The following is a 22433-nucleotide window of genomic DNA, read 5'->3' on the forward strand; positions in this document are numbered from 1 at the left end:
ATCTCCATAAAAAGGCGATTTGGCTGAAACAACTGACCTTAAAACCATTTTTGCTTATTTATTCCGCACAACGCTTTATTTTTAGACACTTATCAAGTTTTTCTGGATTTTCCTGAGAAAAGTGTTTGACACCCTATGCAATTCAACCTAATATACGCCCACCTCTGAAACGTCCCTATCGTCTAGAGGCCTAGGACATCGCCCTTTCACGGCGGTAACCGGGGTTCGAATCCCCGTAGGGACGCCAATTAATTTAAATAAATTAATCAGATGTATGCCTCAATAAGTCCCTATCGTCTAGAGGCCTAGGACATCGCCCTTTCACGGCGGTAACCGGGGTTCGAATCCCCGTAGGGACGCCAGATTCTAAAAAAGCCACTGCACTGACAGTGGCTTTTTTTATTGGACATATGCAATTTACAGGGCGTATACAATACGCCCCTACCCTAATCTGTTCCGATACCAACCTGTACTTCCAGCCGTCCTGACTGTACCCGTAAGCCACGAATCTCAAACTGGTCCACCAGTTGCTGTACCAGCTCACGGCTTTCCTGCAAAATGTTCAAGCCAGGCAGGATGCTAAAATCAGACAGGCTGAGCAGCTTATCAACCATCCATGAACGATTGTTAATAAAATCAATAAAGCCCGCTTCCTCAAGGTCGATATACCAAATGCGGTGCCCCTCTTTCTGGATGCCTGGCACATCACGGATCAGGTGATTAATTAAAAAAGGAATGGGCAAGGAATTAATGACTTCAAAGCTGACATTACCCACCCGACGTGCCGCCCAGTTGGTTAGCGTGCCACCATGACGGATTTGCAGGTCTAAATGCTCATCAATTTGGCGTAGGCGTAAATACTTTTCCTGACCAATGCGACATTCCAGCACATTGAACTCAAGCGAAAGACGATAGAGAAAACGACGGTAATGCCCGTCCAGTTCAATGTGAAAGCGGTCATTGCCACATTCCACCTTAATGTCATCAATTTCCGCCCGATTGATGCGTTTACGCAATTGGCTGTTCAATAACATTTCAGGCAAATACAGGGTAATTGTACCTTTACCCAGAGATGCCCTCGCCATTGCCAATGCAACCTGACGCGCTGCCTCGCTGGTTTCGGAAACCATGTCACGCACGGAATTGCGCATCCCCTCCACTCCCCGTTTGGTCTGGTGGGTCACATGATCCAGGGCATCCAGTGCGGCATCCGCAACACCTGCAATATTACGGGATGTGTCCGTGGCAAATTCAACCGCATCCTGCGCATGTTGCAGGGTCTTGTTGATCAGCCGACGTGACAGTGATGGTTTTTCACCCGATTCATCTGAGTCTGCTGGCATAATATCAAACATTGCCTTTTTATCATCTTGTCGATTCAAGATGTTCTCCCTCTTCCCTTTCTTACTGGCCCATTTCTATGGGCTACACTCTACTTAAACTTATTCAACGTTTTTTTCTAGATTAGCATGCAACGCATGGCAAATTGCGTCTTTTTGTTGCGTAACTTCAAATTATTTAATGCGTCAGACATACAATCTCTAAGAAAAAAACGTTACTTTTCATCTTCTTTGATGGATGTGTTTTCAGGCTGCTCTGGTCGTACCCACACCTGTTCCAGACGGATGGTTTTATACTTTTCCAAAGCCTGCTGGAGTAACTCAATCTTTTCTTCCACACCCTCAAGATGGAAATGAACAATCTCCCTCAGCGCCACCCATGCAGCCTGCATCCTGTCAAAATCATTGCCCTTTTCCAGTTTTTGCTGCATCCAGTTAAACAGGTCCTGAGCCCGCTGCTGCTGTTCAAACTGATAGGCAAACAGCCCGCTTGTCAGCCCAGCCTCAACCGTCTGCTCACGCAACAAACGCAGCATGTGCTGCAATCGTTTGCTTTGTTGCTCAAGGTAGACCTTTAAAATATCCTGATGGAACCATTGGGCAAATGCAGTCATTTCTGTGATCACCACATCCCGCTGGTCATACAAGGCCGTTCTTTCAGGATGGTGTTTATCCAGACGAATATCGCCTAGATAGGCCATTAAGCCCTGCGCTAGAATGGTCTGGATTGTTCCCAGATTTAAATTGGTCTCACCCAATGCCTTTGTATTGGTCAGCGTTGTTGTCAATTGCTCAGGTTGGTTCAATAATTTCAAAATATCAGGATTGGCCTGAACAGCAAGCCATAAACACCCAAGTTGTTGTTCAGCATTATCCTGTGTGATTGCCAAATCATTTTCAGGGTTTAAAATACGTTTTAACGCTGCCTGCATGTTATTTGAATGAGCCAGGCTCGCAAGAATGGTCTGATCCATTAAAAGCTGGGGCGCGCTGGCAATCACATCCTGACTATAAGGAAGATGCAACTCTCTTCCACCCAGTATTCCTCCCAAGGATTTCCCCAGTGAATTTAAACCACGTCCAACATCCGCCAGAATATTGGTTTCAGTTGCCCGTGTCTGCAAAATGTTGGCGGGTAACAACAGGCTCACTGCCCGCTGCAACAGCATGGCATGGGTTTTCTGGTCAATCGGTTTGCCATATTGGTTTAACAACTCAACTGCATATTCCACATCACTTAGGCGTGGCTTATATTCAGGCTGGTTCCGCTTAATCAGGCAGTCGATATAGCCATAAAAGGCAACTTCATTACGCTGGGTGGATTGCTGCGCCGCCCATTCATATTGTGTGATGGCCTGCGCATATTGCCCTGCACCTGCATAGGACTTCGCCAGTGCCACCGCATGCTGGGCACTTGGATATTGCTGCTGAAAATGATGAAGCAAATCCAGTTTAGGCTGCTGGTCCAAACATGGGGCGAGTTGACGCAAATAGATGTTGATTTGCTGCTGAGTCGGTTGTGGCGTAATGAAGTTCAGTCGATACATCAGGCATTGTTCATACCAGGCATGTTTTCTGGCATGGCTTTCATAGGCAGGAATAAACTCATCTTCAATCAATTGAATCAGCTGTGTTGAATACAGGATGTCCTCTTCTGTCTCATGCCTGAATTTCCATTGTTTTGGCAAAGACATCTTAAAGAGCCGTAAAAAGAAATTGGCACTGAGATCAGGACTTTCCATACTGACCAGCATCAACTTGTCCTGAGTGGAAAGATGTTCCTTGCCCTTTGCAATCCGTGACAAACGCAATTTTAGAATTTTGGTGGATAACATGCGTTTCCTTTCACAACCGTAAACAAACCCTAGAACAAAATTATCATGACTGATTGTAGTTTTGCGAACAGGTTTAGACGAGCTGTATATAGACCTTTGGCTTAACTCCAGCGCTGATTCGATAGCAGTTAAAAGTACAAAACAAGTAAAATTATGTATTTGAATAATTCAGGATTTTAGCTTTTGCATAATTTTCGCTAAAATAGCCAAAACACTATAGGAATCCTCTATGCAATACCGTTGCCCTAAATGTCAAAGCGTGAAAATTATGCCTGTCAGTCAGGGTGCCAACAGCCCTCGTCCCAATGTGCCAAAAAGCCTGGTGCTTCTCGTTCCCGCCATTTTTATTTTACTGGTTTTGGTGCTGATCAGTGTTGGGATGTGGATTTTTGGTAATGGTGCAGGACAAACACTGCAAATCGCAACTGTTGCGGTATTTGGTGTCTGTGTAATTGCAGGTGTTCTATTCTGGCGTGATCTGCCAGATTTTAAAATCTCTATGCAGGCCTTTATGCAGGCGCAAAAGCACTGGAAATGCCGTGACTGCAATCATGAATGGCAGAATTAAACCACATAAAAGAAGTGGGTTTCACATCAGCTTAATGCTGATGTGAATGACCATGCTCCTCATCTTCATCATGTTGATGCGTATGCTGGCAATTCATTTCTGCATCATCCTCAATTTGCAAGGTCACCTCGGCAATACCATGCTCGTGCGATAGCATCTCTGCTGCGGCATGATGCAGTTGGTTCCGATCAGCATTTGGCGCGAACAGATGTACAGTCAGATGAATATTTTTTGAAGTGATCGCCCAGACTTTCAATTGATGGATACTTTCAACGCCATCCAGTGCCAGTAAGTCATTGCGCAGTTTTTCAATATCCACCTCTTCAGGCACGCCCTCCAGCAAAATATTGATACTTTGCTTAAGTAGAATCCATGTTCTTGGCAACACCCAGAAACCAATCGCAACTGCAATAATCGTATCGACCCAATACCAGTTGGTGAAATAGATGATCACCGCACCAATAATGACTCCGACCGAACCTAAGGCATCGCTAAGCACCTCTAAATAGGCACCTTTTACATTCAAGCTGTCAGCAGCACTCGACATTAAAATCTTCATTGAGATCAGGTTAATCACTAATCCAATTGATGCAACAATCAGCATCCCCAAACTCTGAATTTCAGGCGGCTGGGAAAAACGCTGGTAGGCCTCATAAAGAATGTACATCGCCACAAAAAACAGCATAGAGGCATTAAACAATGCCGCCAAGATTTCAAAGCGTTGATAGCCAAACGTCCGTTTGTTGTCTGCTGGACGTTTGGCAATTTGAATCGCCGCCAAAGCAATCGCCAAAGCGGCTGCATCGGTAAACATATGTGCAGCATCAGACAGCAAGGCCAGACTTTGTGTAATTAAGCCTGCAATGACTTCAATCACTAAAAATGTGCTGGTGAGTATTAAGGCAATAGTAAGTTTTCTGGCATTGCCCTCAGTCACCACTGCATGACTATGGTCATGCCCATGATGTCCACTCATGTTGGACTCCTTATATACAAAGCTCAAACTGCTTTTTAATTACACTATCTCAAATCATTAATGAATATGATTTATGAAGTGCAAATAATTGTCCTAAAATCTTTCGATCCTATATCTCTAGTACACATTTACTATCGTGGTGGCGGCATGGATGCCGCCCGTTGGACAGGGGTTACAGGGATGTACCCTCTGTCCAACAAAAGATTTTTGTTACTTTTCATCTTTGAAAAGTAAGGCAAAAACTTTATACACAGCACATTCAGAATTTCGATGACTTATGAAATATTGCTAGACTGAACAGCAGCTTTCTCATTCATCCAGCGATACACCACAGGCAAAATCACCAAGGTCAGCAAAGTCGATGAAATAATCCCGCCAATCACCACGGTTGCCAAAGGACGCTGTACTTCCGCACCTGTCCCCGTGGCAATCGCCATCGGAATAAAGCCCAGTGATGCCACAAATGCCGTCATTAACACGGGACGCAAGCGTAAAATCGCCCCCTGCCATGTGGCCTTATGTACATCAAACTGCTCACGCAACTCCTTGATAAAACTGAGCATCACCAAACCATTCAGTACCGCAACACCTGAAAGCGCAATAAAGCCTACGCCTGCCGACATCGACAAGGGAATATCACGTAGCCACAGTGCAATCAAACCACCTGACAATGCAAATGGCACACCACTAAACACCAAAAAGCTTTCCTTAAAGTTATGAAACACCGCCATCAACAAAATGAAGATAGTGATCAATGCCAATGGAATCACGATTTGCATTCGGGCTGCCGCAGAGGCCAGATTTTCAAACTGCCCACCATATTCCAGCCAATAGCCCGCAGGTAAAGGTTGCTGTTTAAGGTTTGCTTGTAACTCTTGGACAAATGAACCTAAATCACGCCCTTCTACATTGGCGGTCACAATGACTCGACGTTTACCATTTTCACGTCCGACCTGACTCATGCCTGAAATGGTTTCTACTTTGGCAACATCCTGTAACTGAATTAAACCGCCATTCGGCAACTGGATTGGCAGTTGTCCCAGATTCTGTGCGGTACGTTGTTCATCAGGCAAACGGATTTCAAAGTCGAAGCGACGGTCACCTTGGAGAATCTGTCCCACATTTTGCCCGCCAACACTGGCAGCGACCACATCCTGAATGGTTTTGACCGACAGGCCATATTGCGCCGCCAATGCATGATTGATATCCACATTGAGCACAGGCAAACCCGTGGTCTGCTCTACTTTCACTGCGGTTGCACCCGAAATTTTCTGCACCTTTTGCGCAATCATCTGTGCCTGCGTATTCAGCACATCCATATCATCGCCAAAGACCTTGATCCCAACATCACTACGAACACCTGAGATTAGCTCATTAAAACGCAGCTCAATCGGCTGAGAAAATTCACTGTTATTGCCTGGAATAGTTTCCAGAAATTCCTGCATACGCGTACGCAGTTCATCTATGCTTTGTTTCGGGTTTTCCCATTGATCACGTGGTTTTAATAAAATCACCGCATCGGAAATATTCGGTGGCATCACATCGGTGGCAACCTCAGCAGTCCCCGTTCTGGCAAATACAGCCTTTACCTCTGAAAAATTCTTCAAAATCAGCTTTTCGGTATTTTCCTGCATGCGTAAAGACTGTTCCAGACCTGTGCTTGGTGAACGCATTTGTTGTAGGGCAAAATCTCCCTCACTCAATTGTGGGGCAAATTCACTACCAATTTGTGTGGTCAATACACCCGTTAGGACCAGAATACTGATGGCTAAAGCCACCACCACCATTTTAAATTGATAAGCCCAATCAAGGATGTGCTGGTATTGACGTTTTAAGACCTGCATCCAGCGCGATTCTTTCTCCTTGACTTCACCTGTAATAAACAAGGCAACTGCCGCAGGCACAAAAGTCACAGACAGAATCATGGCACCGAGCAGCGCCATCACCACGGTCATCGCCATTGGATGGAACATTTTCGCTTCTACACCTGTCAATGCAAAAATCGGCAAATACACCACCATAATGATGGCTTGACCAAACAACAACGGTTTACGTGCCTGTTTTGCCGCAAGGAATACTTCTTTAAACCGTTCCTGTCGTGTTAATAAGCGTCTTGCATGATGCTGTGCCTCCGCCAGCCGTCGAATACAGTTCTCCACGATTACCACCGCACCATCAACAATGATGCCGAAATCCAGTGCACCCAGACTCATCAGGTTGGCACTGATGTTTTGCTCAGCCATGCCCGTTAAGGTGAACAGCATCGACAGTGGGATCACACAGGCGGTAATCAAGGCTGCGCGGAAATTACCCAGGAAAATAAACAGGATCACGATCACCAGAATCGCACCTTCCACCAGATTTTTCTGAACGGTTTTGATAGCCTTATTGACCAGACTGGTACGGTCATACACCGTTTCAATTTCGACACCTTTTGGCAATGTCGATTGGATTTCCTTGACCTTGGCATCAACCGCCTGTGCAACAGTACGGCTGTTTTCCCCCATCATCATCATGGCAATGCCCAGTACGGTTTCCTCGCCATTATAGGTCGCCGCACCTGTACGCAAGTCATGTCCAATCGCAACCGAAGCCACATCGGCAACACGAATTGGCAGGCCGTTCTTAACTGAAACCGTGATGTTCTGGATATCCTCAACCGTACTCAACATACCTGGTACACGTACAGTGAGTTGCTGTCCATTTTCTTCAATAAAACCTGCACCACGGTTTTCATTGTTCTCTTGCAACGCAGCCTGAAACACTGTTAAAGAAATTTGCAATTGCTGTAAACGTTTCAAATCAGGTGAAACAATATAGGTTTTGTTGTAGCCCCCAATACTGTTGATCTCGGCAACACCCTTAACCCGTTGCAATTGCGGACGTACAATCCAGTCCTGAATTTCACGCAAGTCCATTGCGCTATAAGGCGTTCCATCTTGCTTTTTTGCATCAGGCTTGGCCTTGATCACCCACTGGTAAATCTCGCCAAGCCCTGTGGAAACTGGCGACATCACGGGATCAACCGCATCAGGCAATTGCCCATCCGCTTCCTGTAAACGCTGATTAATCAACTGCCTTGCCCAGTAAATATCAGTGCCATCTTTAAAGATAATGGTGACTTGTGACAGACCATAACGAGAAATCGAACGGGTTTGTTCCAGATCAGGAATCCCTGCCATTGCCGTTTCAATCGGATAAGTAATCCGCTGTTCAACCTCCAGTGCGGTATAGCCATTGGCCTGGGTATTGATCTGTACCTGCGTATTGGTAATATCGGGAACCGCATCAATCGGCAGCTTTTGATAACTCCAAACACCAACCGCAATCCATGTCATGACAAACAGCATCACCCAGATGGCGTTGCTGATCGCAAACTGAATCAGCCGATCAAACAAACCTTCAGGTTTGGGGAGTTGAGAAGCATTAGTGTCCATGCTCGGCCTCTCCTTTCTCAAGCTCCGATTTCAACAAGAAACTGCCTGCTGCCACATAAGACTGCCCCTCACTGAGACCCTGAATAATTTCGACCCATTGTCCATCCCCTTGCTCTTTTGGAATGTGACGTTGACCGATCTGAACAGGGACAGCTTTAAAGTCAAAACCTTTGTTCTGGTTGGCTTGTGCAACAAAGACCACATCCTTGCCCTCAACCTGCTGAATGGCTTCCGCATTGACACGGATCACAGATGCTTTAGAGCCTGCCTGTAGTTCCACATTCACCATCAGGTTTGGACGTAATTCAGCCGCATTGGACAACACTTTGGCACGAACTTGTAATCGACCTGTTTGTGCATCGGCCTCCGTGGTTAGACTTTGAACCTGGGCATTAAAGAGATTACCTGTTTGCAGCGATTTAAAACGAATCTGCTGATTTGGCTGTACATTGATATTCGCCATAGTCGGCAACACAAATTCCAGCCACAACTGATCGAGCTGATCAATAGTAAACAATTGATCCGCAAGCTGAACGTTCTCACCAATCACGATGTCTTTATTGCTGATCACACCACTGATGGGTGCGGTTAAGGTATAACGACCATTTGAGCCAGAGCCTGCACCAAAAGCGGTAAGACGCGAACGGGCTGCCTGCACCTGAATTTGTGCCTGACGATAGGCATTGTAGGCACGTTGTTCATCCTGCTTGGCAGAAATACCTTGCGACCATAAGCGATGCTCACGCTCATAATCCTGTTTGGCCAAATCCAGATTGGTCTGGGCAATTTGTAAATTGGCCTGTTGATCCACCAAATCAGGAACAAGCAGATTTGCCAAAGCCTGACCCCGTTTCACTTGCTGACCCAACTCAACGTAGACCAATTCAACACGGCCTGCAAAGCTTGGCGACACATGCGCCTGACGGTCGGTATTCACCACCAGTTTTGCAGGAAACGTTTGAACCTGATTGACCTCACCTAATGCCACCTGTTCCAGCTTGACACCATGTTGCTGTATCTGCTCGGTGGTTAGATTTAGACTTTCCTCATCATGTTCTTCACCCTCGTCATGTCCATGTTCATCTTTTTCATTTTCCTGATGCGCATGTCCCTGATCTGCGTTTTCAGCCGTTTTATTTTTGCCACTCCACCATAATCCGCCAGACAGCAACAGGGTAATGACTGCAACCACAACAATCCAAAGCCACTGAGAACGTGTTTTCTGTTTGATATTCATGATTTTATTCTCCTAGCTGGCTTGGAAAAGTGTTACTTTGTTGCCACATACGCTGATTGAGTTGCATCAAGGCATCTTTTGCAGTGATTTGTTCTGTTGCCAGCCCCATACGTGCGCTTTGCACTTCAACACTGAGCTGCCATGCCTGTTTCAGTAGTTGCACCTTGCGCAAACGCACATCCTGTAGTTGCACGGTGGCTTGCTGTACATCGGTCACTGCAAATTTGCCTAAACGGAAACCCTGTAAGGTTTTCTGTTGGACTTGAACGGCTAAAGGAATTTGCTGATCATTCAGTTGCTGGAACTGTGCCTGCAAGCCATTCAGCTCTGCTAGGCGAACATCAATATCCATCTGGTTCTGTTGACGGTAGAAACGCTGCTGTTGCTGAATCAGGGTTTGTTTGGCCTCAGCAATCTGAATCCCATATTTTTGTTTGTTGAAAATATTTAATGGAATTTCAACACCCAACCGCACTTGGTTTTCGCTGTTTTGATCTGCCGAACGGGTACGATTTACGCCCAAGGTCATGGTCGGCTGTGAACGTGACTGTGCCTTGAGTTGCTGAATATGTGCCTGTTGTCGTTGGGTTTCCAACTGTAGGCTACGTTCAAATACATTCTGGTTGTGCTCAATTGTAGGTTGAATCCGTGTTGCCTGTACCCACAGATCATTAACACTTGGCTCAATCACAAATGTATTGCGGTTTTCTCCCCACAGACTAGCCAATTGCTTTTGCGCCACTTGCAGTTGTAAATCCGCCTGTTGGTAAATGCGCTGGTTTTCCAGATGAGCAATACGAATACGGTCTACATCGACCTGTGCAATACCGCCTGCCTGATAACGCTTTTCTGATGCCTCCAGATTTTGCTGACTAACCTGTAGCTGCTCGAGAATGACGGATTTTTCCAGTTGTAATAACGCCACCTGTGACCAGAGATACTGCACGATCAGTTCCAGTTCCGCATCATAGCGCTGCTGATCCAGATCCACTTGACTAGCTGAAAGCTTTGCGACTACCTGCGCCGCTTTACGCTGCCCAAATAGGTCCAACGGCTGGGAAATGCCAATTGCCAACTCCCGATCCTGATTACTTTGCAAACCCGTCTGTTCAATCGAGATACTGGGATTAGTCCAGAGACCACTTTGTTTTAGTTGAGCATTTGCCATTTGTTGCTGAACCTGCCAACTGGCTTGCTGGTTCTGGTAGGTCCGAACCCGCACTAAAATTTGTTCAAAACTGCTAGTTCCCTGAACAACAGTTGAGGGTTGATTGGCATCCAGCAAGGGTTTTGCCGTGACGGATGGACTGAGAACCACCGCAGATAAAGCGATAGCCAAAACTGAGTATCTTGATGATGGTACAAAGACATGATGTTTAAGCGTATGCTTTTTAAAAGCATCAATACGCTGATTTAAATTTAAAGACATAGAAAGCCCCGCAAATAAATAAGGTTGCGGTGGGCTATTTTTCGGCTACCCCACCTATAGCGGGGTCAATACAGGAGGCGGATGGTGTCCAGTTAAATCAGGAGACTGATAGGAATTGAACCAGTGATATTGTGGTTGTAACTGCTGGATTTGAGGAATCGGTTGAAGCAGTTGTTGCTGTGCTTCAGTCACCACCACATGGAAACATGAGGGCAAATGATCATGGTGATCTTGCAGGCTGACTGGCACTGCACCATTGGATGCAGTGTGGTCAGTAGTATGCTGATGTGGTGTGGTACAGGAAGAAGTATCAACCACATGATGCCCAAAGTGGTGCAGACCTTTGGACTGGCTCACCGTTTCATGACCGCAAAAAGCCGCCGCCACATTCCAGAGACTCTGGAACATGAACAAACTCAGCAAGAGGGTCATCAATACGGCGGAATGGCGCACACTTCATCAACTGTTCAAAATTTGCGTCACTATAGCAACTAAGCGCCATGTAATAAAATTACAAAAACAGAATTTATACCAATTATCATCCCATATTGAAATGGTATTATTTTTAACCAATTAAATAGCACAGCCAAAAATAATTTCCTTACAATTTTTATATCAAGCCAATGAAAAACAGGCATATATTAGAAAGATAGAACAATTATTTTTTTGGGGTGGGAATCATGAATATTAGACAGTTGCTGCAACATCTCTTGCCTAAATACTTTACTCCTGCCTTGCAGTTGTCAGATGCGCATCAGGAAATTGAGCGCGCTGAATTTTTTGAACATCTCGCCCATGAAACCCATCTGCATGAAAATGCCTATGTGGTGTCATCAAATGACCGCAATGCCATCTGGTACTTTCTGCGTGCCGCTTTGCGTGGGGATGCCAATGCTTCGTTTAAGCTTGGGGTCAGCTATCTGCATGGTGATTTGGGACTGGATAAAAATTATCAGAAAGCAGAAAAATGGCTGGAACGCGCTGCCAGTCAGGGGCATCCTGAAGCAAAAAGATATTTATCTCAGGCCTATAGTGAACTGGCATTTTAAAACCAGATTCAGGCAATAAAAAAACCAGCCCGAAAGCTGGTTTTTTTATATCAGGACTTAACCTGTAATTTTTTTGTACTTGGTACGTTTTTGAGCTGCATCATCACCTAGACGTGATTGGCGATAAGCTTCATATTCTGCATAGTTACCTGTGTAGAATTCTGGCTGTTCATTCTCAAATGACAAGATGTGCGTGGCAATACGGTCAAGGAACCAACGGTCATGCGATACCACCATAACGGTACCTGGGAACACCAGAATGGCATCCTCAAGCGCACGCAGGGTTTCAATATCCAGGTCGTTTGATGGCTCATCCAGTAAGATCACGTTTGCGCCCATCTGCAAGATCTTGGCAAGTTGTAAACGGTTACGTTCACCACCAGACAATTCACCTACGCGTTTTTGCTGATCTTGGCCTTTAAAGTTAAAACGACCAATATAAGCACGCGATGCAATTTCATAATCACCGATTTTTAAGATATCCAAACCGCCAGAAACTTCTTCCCATACAGTTTTGTTATTATCTAGGGTGTCACGAATCTGACCGACATACGCAACTTTAACCGACTCACCCAAAGTCACAGTACCTGTATCAGGCTGCTGTTCGCCAGTCATCATACGGAACAGTGTGGTTTTACCTGCACCATTTGGCCCAACAATGCCGACAATCGCTGTAGGAGGCACAGTAAAGGTCAGGTTTTCGTACAATAGACGACCATCGAATGACTTGCTGATGCCTTCCACTTCCACAACCTTGTTCCCCAAACGTGGACCAGGTGGAATGTAAATTTCAGAGGTTTCATTACGCTGCTGGAATTCTTTAGAGTTCAACTCTTCAAAACGCTCCATACGTGCCTTGTTTTTCTTTTGCTGACCCTTGGCATTTGAACGAACCCATTCAAGTTCTTTTTTCAATGCCTTGGCAAAAGATTCTTCCTGCTTCTGTTCCTGCTCTAGACGGGCATTCTTTTGTTCCAGCCAAGAAGAATAGTTTCCTTGATAAGGAATCCCCATGCCACGGTCAAGTTCAAGAATCCACTCGGCCACGTTATCCAGGAAATAACGGTCATGCGTAATCGCAACGATGGTGCCAGGGAAATCTTTTAGGAAACGTTCCAACCAGGCCACTGACTCTGCATCCAGATGGTTGGTCGGTTCGTCAAGAAGTAGCATGTCTGGCTTGGACAGCAATAAACGACATAATGCAACACGACGACGCTCACCACCTGAAAGCAAAGATACGTCAGCATCCCATGCTGGAAGGTTCAAGGCATTTGCTGCAATTTCCAACTGGTTATCTAAATTATGTGCATCCCAAGTCTGGATAATCGCTTCCAGTTTTTCCTGTTCTTTGGCAAGCTTGTCAAAGTCAGCATCTGGGTCGGCATATTCAGCAAACACCTGGTCAAGGCGCTCTAAAGCATCCAGCGCTTCACGTACGCCATCTTCAACGTTGCCACGAACATCCTTGCTTGGGTCAAGTGGCGGTTCCTGTTCCAGATAGCCGATCTTGATTCCTGGTTGTGCACGTGCTTCACCTGAGAAATCTTTGTCTACGCCAGCCATAATACGGAGCAAGGTTGATTTACCTGCACCGTTCAAACCAAGCACACCAATTTTTGCGCCTGGGAAAAATGATAAAGAGATGTCTTTCAGGATTTCGCGCTTAGGCGGAACCATTTTCGACACTCGGTTCATCGTATAAATATATTGGGCCACGCAGGACTCCTCAATTGAAAAACCAATACATCGCAAAAAAGCGAATAAAATAATCGGGCGTATTATACGCTGAAAACCCAATCAACTTGAAGTTAAGATAGGATTTGTTTGTCCCGAACAAAGGATTTTCTTTTTCAAGACATTGCAGAGCGGCAAGGACCTTGCCAGGAAAAATACAGGCACTGTTATCATCATTTCATTTATATGAATAAAAATGCTAAAAATCGCATAATTTATGCACCATTTTGGATAGCTTTTGAGCTACACTCATTAGGGTCTGTTGACATTTCACAGATGCTTGCGACAGAGGACATTTTTTAGACGATACAAGGCATGTTTTGCGAAACTTAGTCATTCTAAGTAAGCAGAACATAACGCAGTAGTGTCAAAAAATGTCCCTGTCCCATAGGGTTATGGCTAAAACTTCCCTAAACTGCGTTATGAAACTTGACAAGGGGGTCGCCATTGCCTGCGTTTCATGCCTTGTTTATGTCGTTTTAGCCTATAACGCAATGCATGGCTGAAATGTCAACAAACCCTATTATTTAACTCACGTAGATGATGTAACCATGACCTATAAAGATGAAACTTTAGCCATTCATGCAGGGTATTCACCAGAAGCCACCACCAAGGCAGTGGCGGTGCCAATCTATCAAACCACCTCGTATGCCTTTGATAACACACAGCATGGTGCAGACCTGTTTGACCTAAAGGTTCAGGGCAATATCTATACCCGTATCATGAACCCAACCACGGCGGTACTGGAGCAGCGGATCGCGGCACTAGAGGGTGGTATTGGAGCGCTTGCTTTGGCATCGGGCATGGCAGCAATTACCTATGCCATTCAGACCATTGCTGAAGTTGGCGACAACATTGCCTCGGTTTCAACCCTTTATGGCGGAACCTATAACCTATTTGCCCATACTTTACCAAAACAAGGTATTGAAGTCCGCTTCTTTGATTACCAGAATCCAGAAGCATTACGCTCCATTATTGATGATAAAACCAAGCTGGTGTTTGTTGAATCGATTGGTAATCCACTTGGCAATATCATCGATCTGGAAGCCATTGCCAAGATTGCACATGAATATGGTGTACCTGTGATTGTGGACAATACTGTGGCGACACCTGCCCTGCTCAAGCCATTTGAATTTGGCGCTGACATTGTGATTCACTCCTTGACCAAGTATATCGGCGGGCATGGCAACAGCATTGGCGGCATTATTGTCGACAGCGGCAAGTTCCCTTGGGGTGAGTATCCTGAACGCTTCAAGGCACTGAATACCCCTGATCCGAGCTATCACGGTGTCAACTATGTGGAAGCATTGGGTGCGGCCGCCTATATTGCCCGCGCCCGTGTGGTGCCTTTGCGTAATACAGGCGCTGCCATTAGCCCACTCAGCGTATTCCTGATCTTGCAGGGACTGGAAACGCTCAACCTGCGAATGGAGCGCCATACTGAAAATGCCATCAAAATTGCCGAATATTTAAAACAGCATCCAAAAGTGAAATGGGTCAACTATGCAGGTCTGAAAGACCATCCGCAGCATGATTTGGCACAAAAATATGTGAAAGGGAAACCATCTGCCATCCTTTCCTTTGGGGTACAGGATGGACTTGAGGGTGGTACTCGCTTTATTGATGCATTACAACTGTTTACACGTCTGGTGAATATTGGGGATGCCAAAAGTCTGGCCTGCCACCCAGCAACCACCACCCACCGCCAGCTCAATGCAGAGGAACTAAAATCTGCGGGGGTCAGCGAGGACCTGGTCCGCTTGTCCATTGGCATTGAGCATGTTGACGACCTGATTGCTGACCTCGAACAGGCCCTTGCCCAGGTCTGATTTCAACTAAAACCGTATAGCCCCTTTTTAGGGGCTATTTTTTATGCAGCAACCCAAAAATATAATATCTTTTTCAACTATTACAATATCTTGTTTTAGAGTTTTTACTCTAAAAAAATTATTATTTTTCAACAATTTACACTAGACAAACAAAAAATATCGGTTAATATACATACAAAATAAAGTGCAGTGCTAATCGCAACCTGGATGGCAATGCAAACAACAGCTTGATTAATGTAGGACACGTACATGAACGCAAAACTTAAAAAACTTTTTCAGCAAAAAGTCGACGGTAAAACAATCATTGTCACTGGTGCATCGAGTGGTATTGGTTTAACGGTTTCAAAATATCTTGCTCAAGCTGGCGCTCATGTGTTGTTGCTTGCACGTACCAAAGATAAACTGGATGAAGTCAAGGCGGAAATTGAGGCAGAGGGTGGCAAGGCATCGGTCTTTCCATGTGATCTCAACGATATGGAATCAATTGATGCCGTGTCAAAAGAAATTTTGGCAAGCGTAGATCACATTGATATCTTGATCAACAATGCAGGACGTTCAATTCGCCGTGCTGTACATGAATCTGTTGATCGTTTCCATGATTTCGAACGCACGATGCAACTTAACTACTTTGGTGCAGTGCGTTTAGTCCTTAACTTGTTGCCTCATATGATGCAGCGCAAGGATGGCCAGATCATCAACATCAGCTCAATCGGTGTGCTTGCCAATGCAACCCGTTTCTCGGCTTATGTTGCGTCCAAGGCTGCGCTGGATGCGTTTAGCCGCTGTCTGTCTGCTGAAGTGCATTCACACAAGATTGCAATTACTTCAATTTATATGCCTTTAGTGCGTACCCCAATGATCGCACCAACCAAGATGTATAAATATGTTCCAACCTTATCTCCTGAGGAAGCAGCAGATTTAATTGCGACTGCCATTGTGAAACGTCCAAAGAAAATTGCAACCAACCTTGGTCGCATTGCTTCAATTACTTATGCAGTTGCACCAGACATTAACAACATCCTGATGTCAATTGGCTTTAACCTGTTCCCAAGTTCAACTGCCTCTATTGGTCAACAAGAGAAATTAACGATTGTACAGCGCGCCTATGCCCGCCTGTTCCCAGGTGAACACTGGTAATCTGTCCAGTCCAAACCTCAAGAAGCAGCGTATCAACAACGCTGCTTTTTTATTTGTCCAATTAGCCCACCGCCCCCTGATTGATCCAGTCAGTTGTTTTACGAATGGCGGCCTCCAGATGACCTGACTGCATATTCCAGCGTTGCCTAAACTGTTGCAATGCCTTTAGGTCAAGCTGTTCAGTTCTGAGGAAACTGAGCATTTCCCCCGACATCTCCAGCTTTTGGGCCAGCCATCGCCATTTTAAGATGATTTTTAATAGTCCGATTGGCACGTGCTGGGTGGGAGCCGAAACACCAAGCTGATCGGCAATCATTTGAATCAGTTGATACATTGGAATATGTTGTTCAGCTGCCACCAGTAAAGCCTGATTGCATAATTTGGCATCCGCGGCGGCATTCAGCATGACCCGACATAAGTCATCGACCCTGACCAGAGGCAGGTAATGCTGGGGTGTTGCAGGAATCGCACTCATTTTTTTGCGCTTTAGCAGGTCAACCATCTGGGCAATCGGCTGGTTCATGGGAATCTCACCTGTCAGTTCATCTCCCATCACTGTTGCGGGATGAATGATGGTCCAGTCCACAGCCAGTTTTTCTGCCTGCTGAATCCATGCAAAATGTGCCTCAATCTTGGATGCCTCATAAGCACCTAAATGTTGATAAACAGCCTGCCAATCGGTCTTTTCTGGTTGATCAAGACACACACCAGCCTGATGTAAATGATCTTTTATGGTGAGCATATAACCCGACACATGCACAGCACGTTTTAGTGTGCAGTGCTGCTGGACACAGCGCAGTAAATTCAGTGCTCCCTCAACATTGACCGCGCGTGCCTGCTGCATACCGAGATTCCAGGCAAACAGTGCGCTGCTGTTGTACAGGGTGTTTACCACAGCCAACCTGTTCCAGTCCTGCCCACTGATTCCCAGATTTGGCGAGGTTATATCCCCCTGAATGAATGTCAGTTTATCCAGAGCAAGCTGTTTTTCACTCAGCCAGCTTTCCAGTATAGGCTGCTGCGCCGCCTGATTGCGGACCAGGGCAAAAACCTGATGTCCCTGTTTTAACAACTCTGCAATCAGGAATCGCCCAACAAAGCCTGTTGCGCCTGCAACCAGGGCAAGCTGTTGCTGATCTAGTCTGGTTGGCTTATTTTCCATTTTTAAATCCTATTTCTTGAATATAGGCATAGGCTAAAGGATGGAGTACACTCAATGGTCAAGCAGTTTTTTTCATATCTTTAAATAATAACGGTGGCAGCATGTTGATTGGGGAATTGGCAAAACAGGCACAGTTAAGCCGCGACACCATTCGCTTCTACGAAAAAATGCAGTTGATCCAGTCGATCACGCGCAATAATGGCTACAAGGACTATCCTGAGCAAACCCTGCAACAGTTGCAGTTGATTCGTAGCGCCAAGAATCTGGGCTTTTCCCTGGGTGAAATCCAGCAGATTCTGGAAATGACCGCACAGGATGAAATTCCAGCCATACAGGTTCAGGGTATCTTTCAGGAAAAGCTGAACATGATTGATGAGAAGATTGCCCAGTTACATCAAATCAGGACCATGCTCAGCCGCTTCACCCAGGGTGAGGCCTGCCCGTTGAGAAAGGATTGTCCGATTCCTGAATTAAACTGATTCATTTTCAAAAAATTAAAATCTTCCATTGACCATAGCGCCCATTTCCCTCTTTTTTAGATGATGAGCTAAAACCGCTTTTATTCTCTCCATATAAAAATATAGTCATAAAAAGCATACAAAATCGCGTCATTTTCATGCTTTTTAGCGGTATATAACATTCTGTAAAGGTTCAGTTACAGAATCTTGCCTGGTTGAGAAAGGAACATATATGACTCAGACATATAGCAGGGAAGAAAGAGCAAGCCGCATTAAGGGTATTATCGGTGCGGCATCAGGGAATTTGGTTGAATGGTTCGACTTCTATATTTATGCCGTTTTTGCTGCGTATTTCACCCATGCACTGACCGCTCCCGATATGGAACCCACCACCAAGGCCATCTATGTATGGGGGGTGTTTGCCGCAAGCTTCTTTATGCGCCCCATTGGTAGCTGGCTGTTTGGGCGGATTGCCGACCGACATGGACGCAAGCAGTCCATGGTGATCTCGATCTGCCTTATGGCACTTAGTTCATTTCTATTTGCAGCATTGCCAACCTATGAACAGGTGGGCATGTTTGCACCTTTCCTGTTGCTGATGGTTCGACTGTTGCAGGGTCTCTCCGTGGGCGGTGAATACGGGGCGGTTGCCACCTATATGAGTGAGCTGGGCCTGAAAGGCCAACGCGGTTTCTTTGCCTCATTCCAGTATGTGACCTTGTCAGGCGGTCAGTTGCTTGCCAGCCTGCTCGGCGTCATCCTGCTTGGCTTCATGACTGAACAGCAGCTGAATGATGGTGGCTGGCGTATTCCCTTTGTGATTGGTGGGATCGCCGCATTGCTGTCTTTGGCTGCCCGTAGCCGTCTGGAGGAAACCCTGTCGCATGAGGATGCTGAGCGTGAGGAATCGGGTAGCCTGATTGCCCTGCTAAAAAAGCACTGGAAAACCTTTTTACTGGTGGTGGGCTATACCTCAGCGGGTTCACTCACATTTTATGTGGTCACGGTCTACTCCAAGACCTACCTCACCAACATCGGCATGGACGGCAAAACCGTTGGCTTTATCATGACCATAGCCCTATTCGTGTTTATGATTGCCCAGCCATTCTTCGGGATGCTGTCTGATCGGATTGGGCGACGTACCTCCATGCTGGCTTTCAGCCTGCTCAGTGCCATCTTTATTTATCCAGTGATGGTGACAGGGATGCGCAGCTTTGTCGACTCACCCATCATTATCACTTTATTGCTGATTTTCCTGATGATGTTGCTAAGTTTCTATACCTCCATCAGTGGTCTGGTGAAAGCTGAAATGTTCCCACCGCATGTCCGTGCCCTGGGTGTCGGTTTTTCCTATGCGGTGGGTAATGCCCTGTTTGGTGGTTCCGCGCCCTCTGTGGCGCTACTGTTCAAGGATGCAGGGATTGAAAACACGTTCTTCGTTTACGTGATTATCATGCTCATCATCTGTTTCTTCTGTAGTCTGGCATTACCGAAAAAACCTGAATATCTGGAACATGACCACTAGTAAAACAAGGCTATAAGATAAAAACCACCTTTGTTCAGGCAAAGGTGGTTTTTTATTTTTCAAGCATTACTTGAGATAGGGATTGAGGTTGACCAACTGTTTAAAGCCACTCTGCACCACCATTGCGGTACGTGATTTGGGACGGTGGATTGCTTCCTGCTGGGTAAATTCAATCATGTGCCGATTAAAGTCTAAACGGGGATACTGTTGAAATAACTGTTGCCTAAACTGCGGGGCAAACTCGAAACCTCGGCTTCCAATCACATCACAACTGGCAGCCTGTTGCAGCAAGTGTGCTTCCGTTCCCTCATCAAGGAATACATGGGGATTCATGTGCATACTGATCACATCAAACAGTTGGTCAGCCCTTGGAATGGTCCAGCCCCGTTCAATCGACCAGTCTTTTGCGGCGTAGGCACCCTGTCCTGCAAAACAGCGGCAATTTGCATGGTGTTGATAATGCGGTTCGGTCATGCCCAAATCATGCAATAAACAGGACACCGCCAACAACTCATCATCACGCTTTAAGCCCTGCATCCTGGCAAATCCAATGGCGTAGTACCATGTTCTCAGGCAATGGTTCTGCAAGGCATCGGAACTACAGGACTGCATCTTTTCCAGCGCCTGCCTGACCTCTGCACTGTCGGGCAAGCGTAGGTCATCCAGTGTCAGACTGCCCTGCACCGTTGCCTTTGGGCGATGTGCCAAGGCATACATTTTTACACTTTGCTTAAGCACAGGCAGCAGGCTATGGCTCAATAAGGCCATACGATCTTTCAATGATAAATCGCCCGAAGTTTGTGCCATCCAGGCCTGTCGACCAATCTGCATATTTACCCTCCAATAAAATTAGAGTAATTACTCTAATTTTTAGTTTTACTGTAAATAAACAGGGATGTCAAAGCAATTTCGATTGATAAAAACAGGAAATTAGAGCTTTCTTTTCAGCAAATCATCCAGCCAGTCAATAAAGTCCTGAAAATATTTTGGACGGTATTGCCGATCTGTCAGCAGAATACTTACAGGCAATTCCAAAGCTGGAATATCGGTAAACAGGCGTTGTAACTGTCCTTGTTCCACATAAGATTTGGCATCAAATTCAGGAATCTGGATGATGCCAATCCCCGCCAAACCTGCCTGAATATAGGCCTCGGTATTTTCAATCAGTAGACGGTAGGGCATTTTGACACGCTGGTCACGAAACTCCAGTTCACTTAACTCACGATAATGTTTTGCCACATGGTAATCCACGGCAAAATGCTGCTGTAACTCATCGAGGTTTTTAGGCTCGCCCAATTCTGCCAGATAATGTGGTGATGCCAGCGTCCAGATTTTGGCTGGTTTAATGGGTCTGATCAGTAGATACTCATCCTGAACCTGTCCCACCCGCACCACACAGTCCAGTTGCTGTTCAATCAGGTTGGAAAAATCATCACTGCCATTAATCAACACTTTTACTTTTGGATAGTGCTGATAAAAGGCCAATAAGTTTGGAATAAGCACCTGTGTTGCCAAGCGTTTCGGCATGCCAATGCTGATTTTTCCCTCCTGACTACGCACATGGGTTTTAAAGCGATTCAGTTCTTTTAATTGTGCGACCAAGCGAATCGCTTCTTCATAAAACAAGCTGCCCTCATGGGTTAAAGCCACTTTACGGGTGGTACGGTAAAACAACAGCACTTCATATTCTTTTTCAAGGGACTGAATCGCATAGGTGACATTGGAACGTGGTAGTCCCAATTGCACCGCTGCCTGTGCGAAAGACCGTTTCTCCGCCACCAGACAGAAAATTTTTAAACGCTCAATCTTGTCCATTTATTATTCAACTTTTCTGCACAATCAGTTCAATACTAACAACTATTTCAAACAAATAAATTCAATTAGCATAATTTTTATGCAAAACAAAGACGAGGATAAACAGATGTCACAGCATGACTTAAAAGGTAAAACGGTATTGATCGCAGGCGGTGCAAAAAACTTAGGTGGTTTAATTTCGCGTAAATTTGCTGAGCAAGGTGCGAATTTATTGATTCATTACAACAGCACATCAACCCAAGCCGATGCCGAAGACACCTTAAAAGCTGTTCAAGATTTAGGTGCAAAAGCCATCTTGGTACAAGCCGATTTATCCGATATTCAAAACATCGAGAATTTATTTATCAGGGCCAAAGCAGAGTTTGGCGGTGTGGATATTGCCATTAACACCGTGGGGCGTGTGTTAAAAAAACCATATCTGGACACCACCGAGCAAGAGTTTGATGTCATGAATGACATCAACAACAAGATTGCCTATTTCTTTATCCAGTCAGCAGGTCGTCATCTCAATGCCAATGGAAAAATCTGTACCATTGTGACCAGTTTACTTGCCGCCTATACAGGACTTTATTCCACTTATGAGGGCTTGAAAGCGCCCGTGGAACACTATACCCGTGCGGCATCCAAGGAATTTGGTGAACGCAGTATTTCAGTGACTGCCGTTGCACCTGGCCCAATGGATACACCTTTTTTCTATGGTCAGGAAGCGCCTGAAGCAGTGGCCTACCACAAATCTGCTTCAGCTTTAGGTGGCTTAACCAAGATTGAAGATATTGAGCCTTTAGTTCGCTTCTTGGTCACTGATGGCTGGTGGATTACGGGACAAACGATTTTTGCCAATGGTGGTTATACCACACGTTAACAGTTTTTAAATGGGGCTTGTGGCAAATTCCATATTG

The 22433-nt window shown here is 45.6% G+C and carries 18 protein-coding genes and 2 tRNA genes; 9 read left to right on the forward strand and 11 right to left on the reverse strand.

All coding sequences use genetic code 11. The annotated features are described in order from the left end of the window. Positions 1–171: 171 nt before the first annotated feature. Both N5J47_RS02330 and N5J47_RS02335 read left to right on the forward strand, forming a co-directional pair. A tRNA-Glu gene (locus N5J47_RS02330) sits at positions 172–247 on the forward strand. A gap of 39 nt (positions 248–286) precedes the next feature. After that, positions 287–362, forward strand: a tRNA-Glu gene (locus tag N5J47_RS02335). An 84-nt stretch (positions 363–446) separates the two neighbouring features. Here the strand turns inward: N5J47_RS02335 and N5J47_RS02340 are convergent. Together N5J47_RS02340 and N5J47_RS02345 are read right to left on the reverse strand one after the other, a co-directional pair. Then, positions 447–1355: a hypothetical protein gene (locus N5J47_RS02340; RefSeq protein WP_267980881.1), complete on the reverse strand. Its 909-nt coding sequence runs from the start codon at positions 1353–1355 to the stop codon at positions 447–449. A gap of 200 nt (positions 1356–1555) precedes the next feature. Then, entirely contained in the window at positions 1556–3175 is a 1620-nt protein-coding gene (locus N5J47_RS02345) for a hypothetical protein (RefSeq protein WP_279958711.1), read from the reverse strand. A 229-nt stretch (positions 3176–3404) separates the two neighbouring features. Here N5J47_RS02345 and N5J47_RS02350 point away from each other — a divergent pair, with 229 nt between their 5' ends. Then, positions 3405–3743, forward strand: coding sequence for a hypothetical protein (locus N5J47_RS02350; protein ID WP_005156642.1), 339 nt, complete (start codon positions 3405–3407; stop codon positions 3741–3743). 31 nt (positions 3744–3774) lie between these two features. Here the strand turns inward: N5J47_RS02350 and N5J47_RS02355 are convergent, their stop codons facing one another. From N5J47_RS02355 to N5J47_RS02375, 5 genes are all read right to left on the reverse strand, one after another. Next, positions 3775–4719, reverse strand: a complete 945-nt coding sequence (locus N5J47_RS02355; RefSeq protein ID WP_279958712.1) for a cation diffusion facilitator family transporter — start codon at positions 4717–4719, stop codon at positions 3775–3777. Between the two features lie 275 nt (positions 4720–4994). Further along, positions 4995–8156, reverse strand: a complete 3162-nt coding sequence (locus N5J47_RS02360) for a CusA/CzcA family heavy metal efflux RND transporter (protein ID WP_279958713.1) — start codon at positions 8154–8156, stop codon at positions 4995–4997. Then, positions 8146–9393 carry an efflux RND transporter periplasmic adaptor subunit gene (locus tag N5J47_RS02365; RefSeq protein ID WP_279958714.1) on the reverse strand — a complete coding sequence of 416 codons (1248 nt, stop codon included), beginning with the start codon at positions 9391–9393 and terminating at the stop codon, positions 8146–8148. The genes N5J47_RS02360 and N5J47_RS02365 overlap by 11 nt, the downstream gene beginning before the upstream one ends. A 4-nt stretch (positions 9394–9397) precedes the next feature. After that, complete coding sequence (locus N5J47_RS02370; protein WP_279958715.1) at positions 9398–10822, reverse strand: TolC family protein; 1425 nt, start codon at positions 10820–10822, stop codon at positions 9398–9400. Between the two features lie 54 nt (positions 10823–10876). After that, complete coding sequence (locus tag N5J47_RS02375) at positions 10877–11275, reverse strand: cation efflux protein, CzcI-like (protein WP_279958716.1); 399 nt, start codon at positions 11273–11275, stop codon at positions 10877–10879. Between the two features lie 227 nt (positions 11276–11502). Here N5J47_RS02375 and N5J47_RS02380 point away from each other — a divergent pair, with 227 nt between their 5' ends. Then, positions 11503–11871 (forward strand): sel1 repeat family protein, encoded by a 369-nt coding sequence (locus N5J47_RS02380; protein WP_267980811.1) that lies wholly within the window; start codon positions 11503–11505, stop codon positions 11869–11871. Between the two features lie 57 nt (positions 11872–11928). Here the strand turns inward: N5J47_RS02380 and ettA are convergent, their stop codons facing one another. After that, complete coding sequence (gene ettA, locus N5J47_RS02385) at positions 11929–13590, reverse strand: energy-dependent translational throttle protein EttA (protein WP_279958717.1); 1662 nt, start codon at positions 13588–13590, stop codon at positions 11929–11931. 569 nt (positions 13591–14159) lie between these two features. Between ettA and N5J47_RS02390 the strand changes: the two genes are divergently transcribed. Together N5J47_RS02390 and N5J47_RS02395 are read left to right on the forward strand one after the other, a co-directional pair. Continuing rightward, positions 14160–15437, forward strand: coding sequence for an aminotransferase class I/II-fold pyridoxal phosphate-dependent enzyme (locus tag N5J47_RS02390; protein WP_279958718.1), 1278 nt, complete (start codon positions 14160–14162; stop codon positions 15435–15437). Positions 15438–15686: 249 nt separating this feature from the next. Beyond that, positions 15687–16574, forward strand: a complete 888-nt coding sequence (locus N5J47_RS02395) for an SDR family NAD(P)-dependent oxidoreductase (RefSeq protein ID WP_267980814.1) — start codon at positions 15687–15689, stop codon at positions 16572–16574. A gap of 61 nt (positions 16575–16635) precedes the next feature. Here N5J47_RS02395 and N5J47_RS02400 read toward each other — a convergent pair whose 3' ends face one another. Next, positions 16636–17736: an SDR family oxidoreductase gene (locus N5J47_RS02400; RefSeq protein WP_279958719.1), complete on the reverse strand. Its 1101-nt coding sequence runs from the start codon at positions 17734–17736 to the stop codon at positions 16636–16638. 101 nt (positions 17737–17837) lie between these two features. Here N5J47_RS02400 and N5J47_RS02405 point away from each other — a divergent pair, with 101 nt between their 5' ends. Together N5J47_RS02405 and N5J47_RS02410 are read left to right on the forward strand one after the other, a co-directional pair. Beyond that, on the forward strand, positions 17838–18215 hold the full coding sequence (locus N5J47_RS02405) for a MerR family transcriptional regulator (RefSeq protein ID WP_279958720.1): 378 nt from the start codon (positions 17838–17840) through the stop codon (positions 18213–18215). A 211-nt stretch (positions 18216–18426) separates the two neighbouring features. Next, positions 18427–19719 (forward strand): MFS transporter, encoded by a 1293-nt coding sequence (locus N5J47_RS02410; protein WP_279958721.1) that lies wholly within the window; start codon positions 18427–18429, stop codon positions 19717–19719. 66 nt (positions 19720–19785) lie between these two features. Here N5J47_RS02410 and N5J47_RS02415 read toward each other — a convergent pair whose 3' ends face one another. Further along, a complete protein-coding gene (locus N5J47_RS02415) occupies positions 19786–20550 on the reverse strand; it encodes an HD domain-containing protein (RefSeq protein ID WP_279958722.1) in 765 nt (254 codons plus the stop codon). Between the two features lie 99 nt (positions 20551–20649). Beyond that, entirely contained in the window at positions 20650–21534 is an 885-nt protein-coding gene (locus N5J47_RS02420) for a LysR family transcriptional regulator (RefSeq protein WP_279958723.1), read from the reverse strand. Positions 21535–21640: 106 nt separating this feature from the next. On the opposite strand from N5J47_RS02420, the gene N5J47_RS02425 reads away from it, so the two are divergent. Continuing rightward, positions 21641–22396, forward strand: coding sequence for an SDR family oxidoreductase (locus tag N5J47_RS02425; RefSeq protein ID WP_279958724.1), 756 nt, complete (start codon positions 21641–21643; stop codon positions 22394–22396). Positions 22397–22433 lie beyond the last annotated feature (37 nt).

The sequence above is a fragment of the Acinetobacter sp. GD03645 genome (assembly GCF_029845285.1).
Classification (GTDB): Bacteria; Pseudomonadota; Gammaproteobacteria; order Pseudomonadales; family Moraxellaceae; genus Acinetobacter; species Acinetobacter corruptisaponis.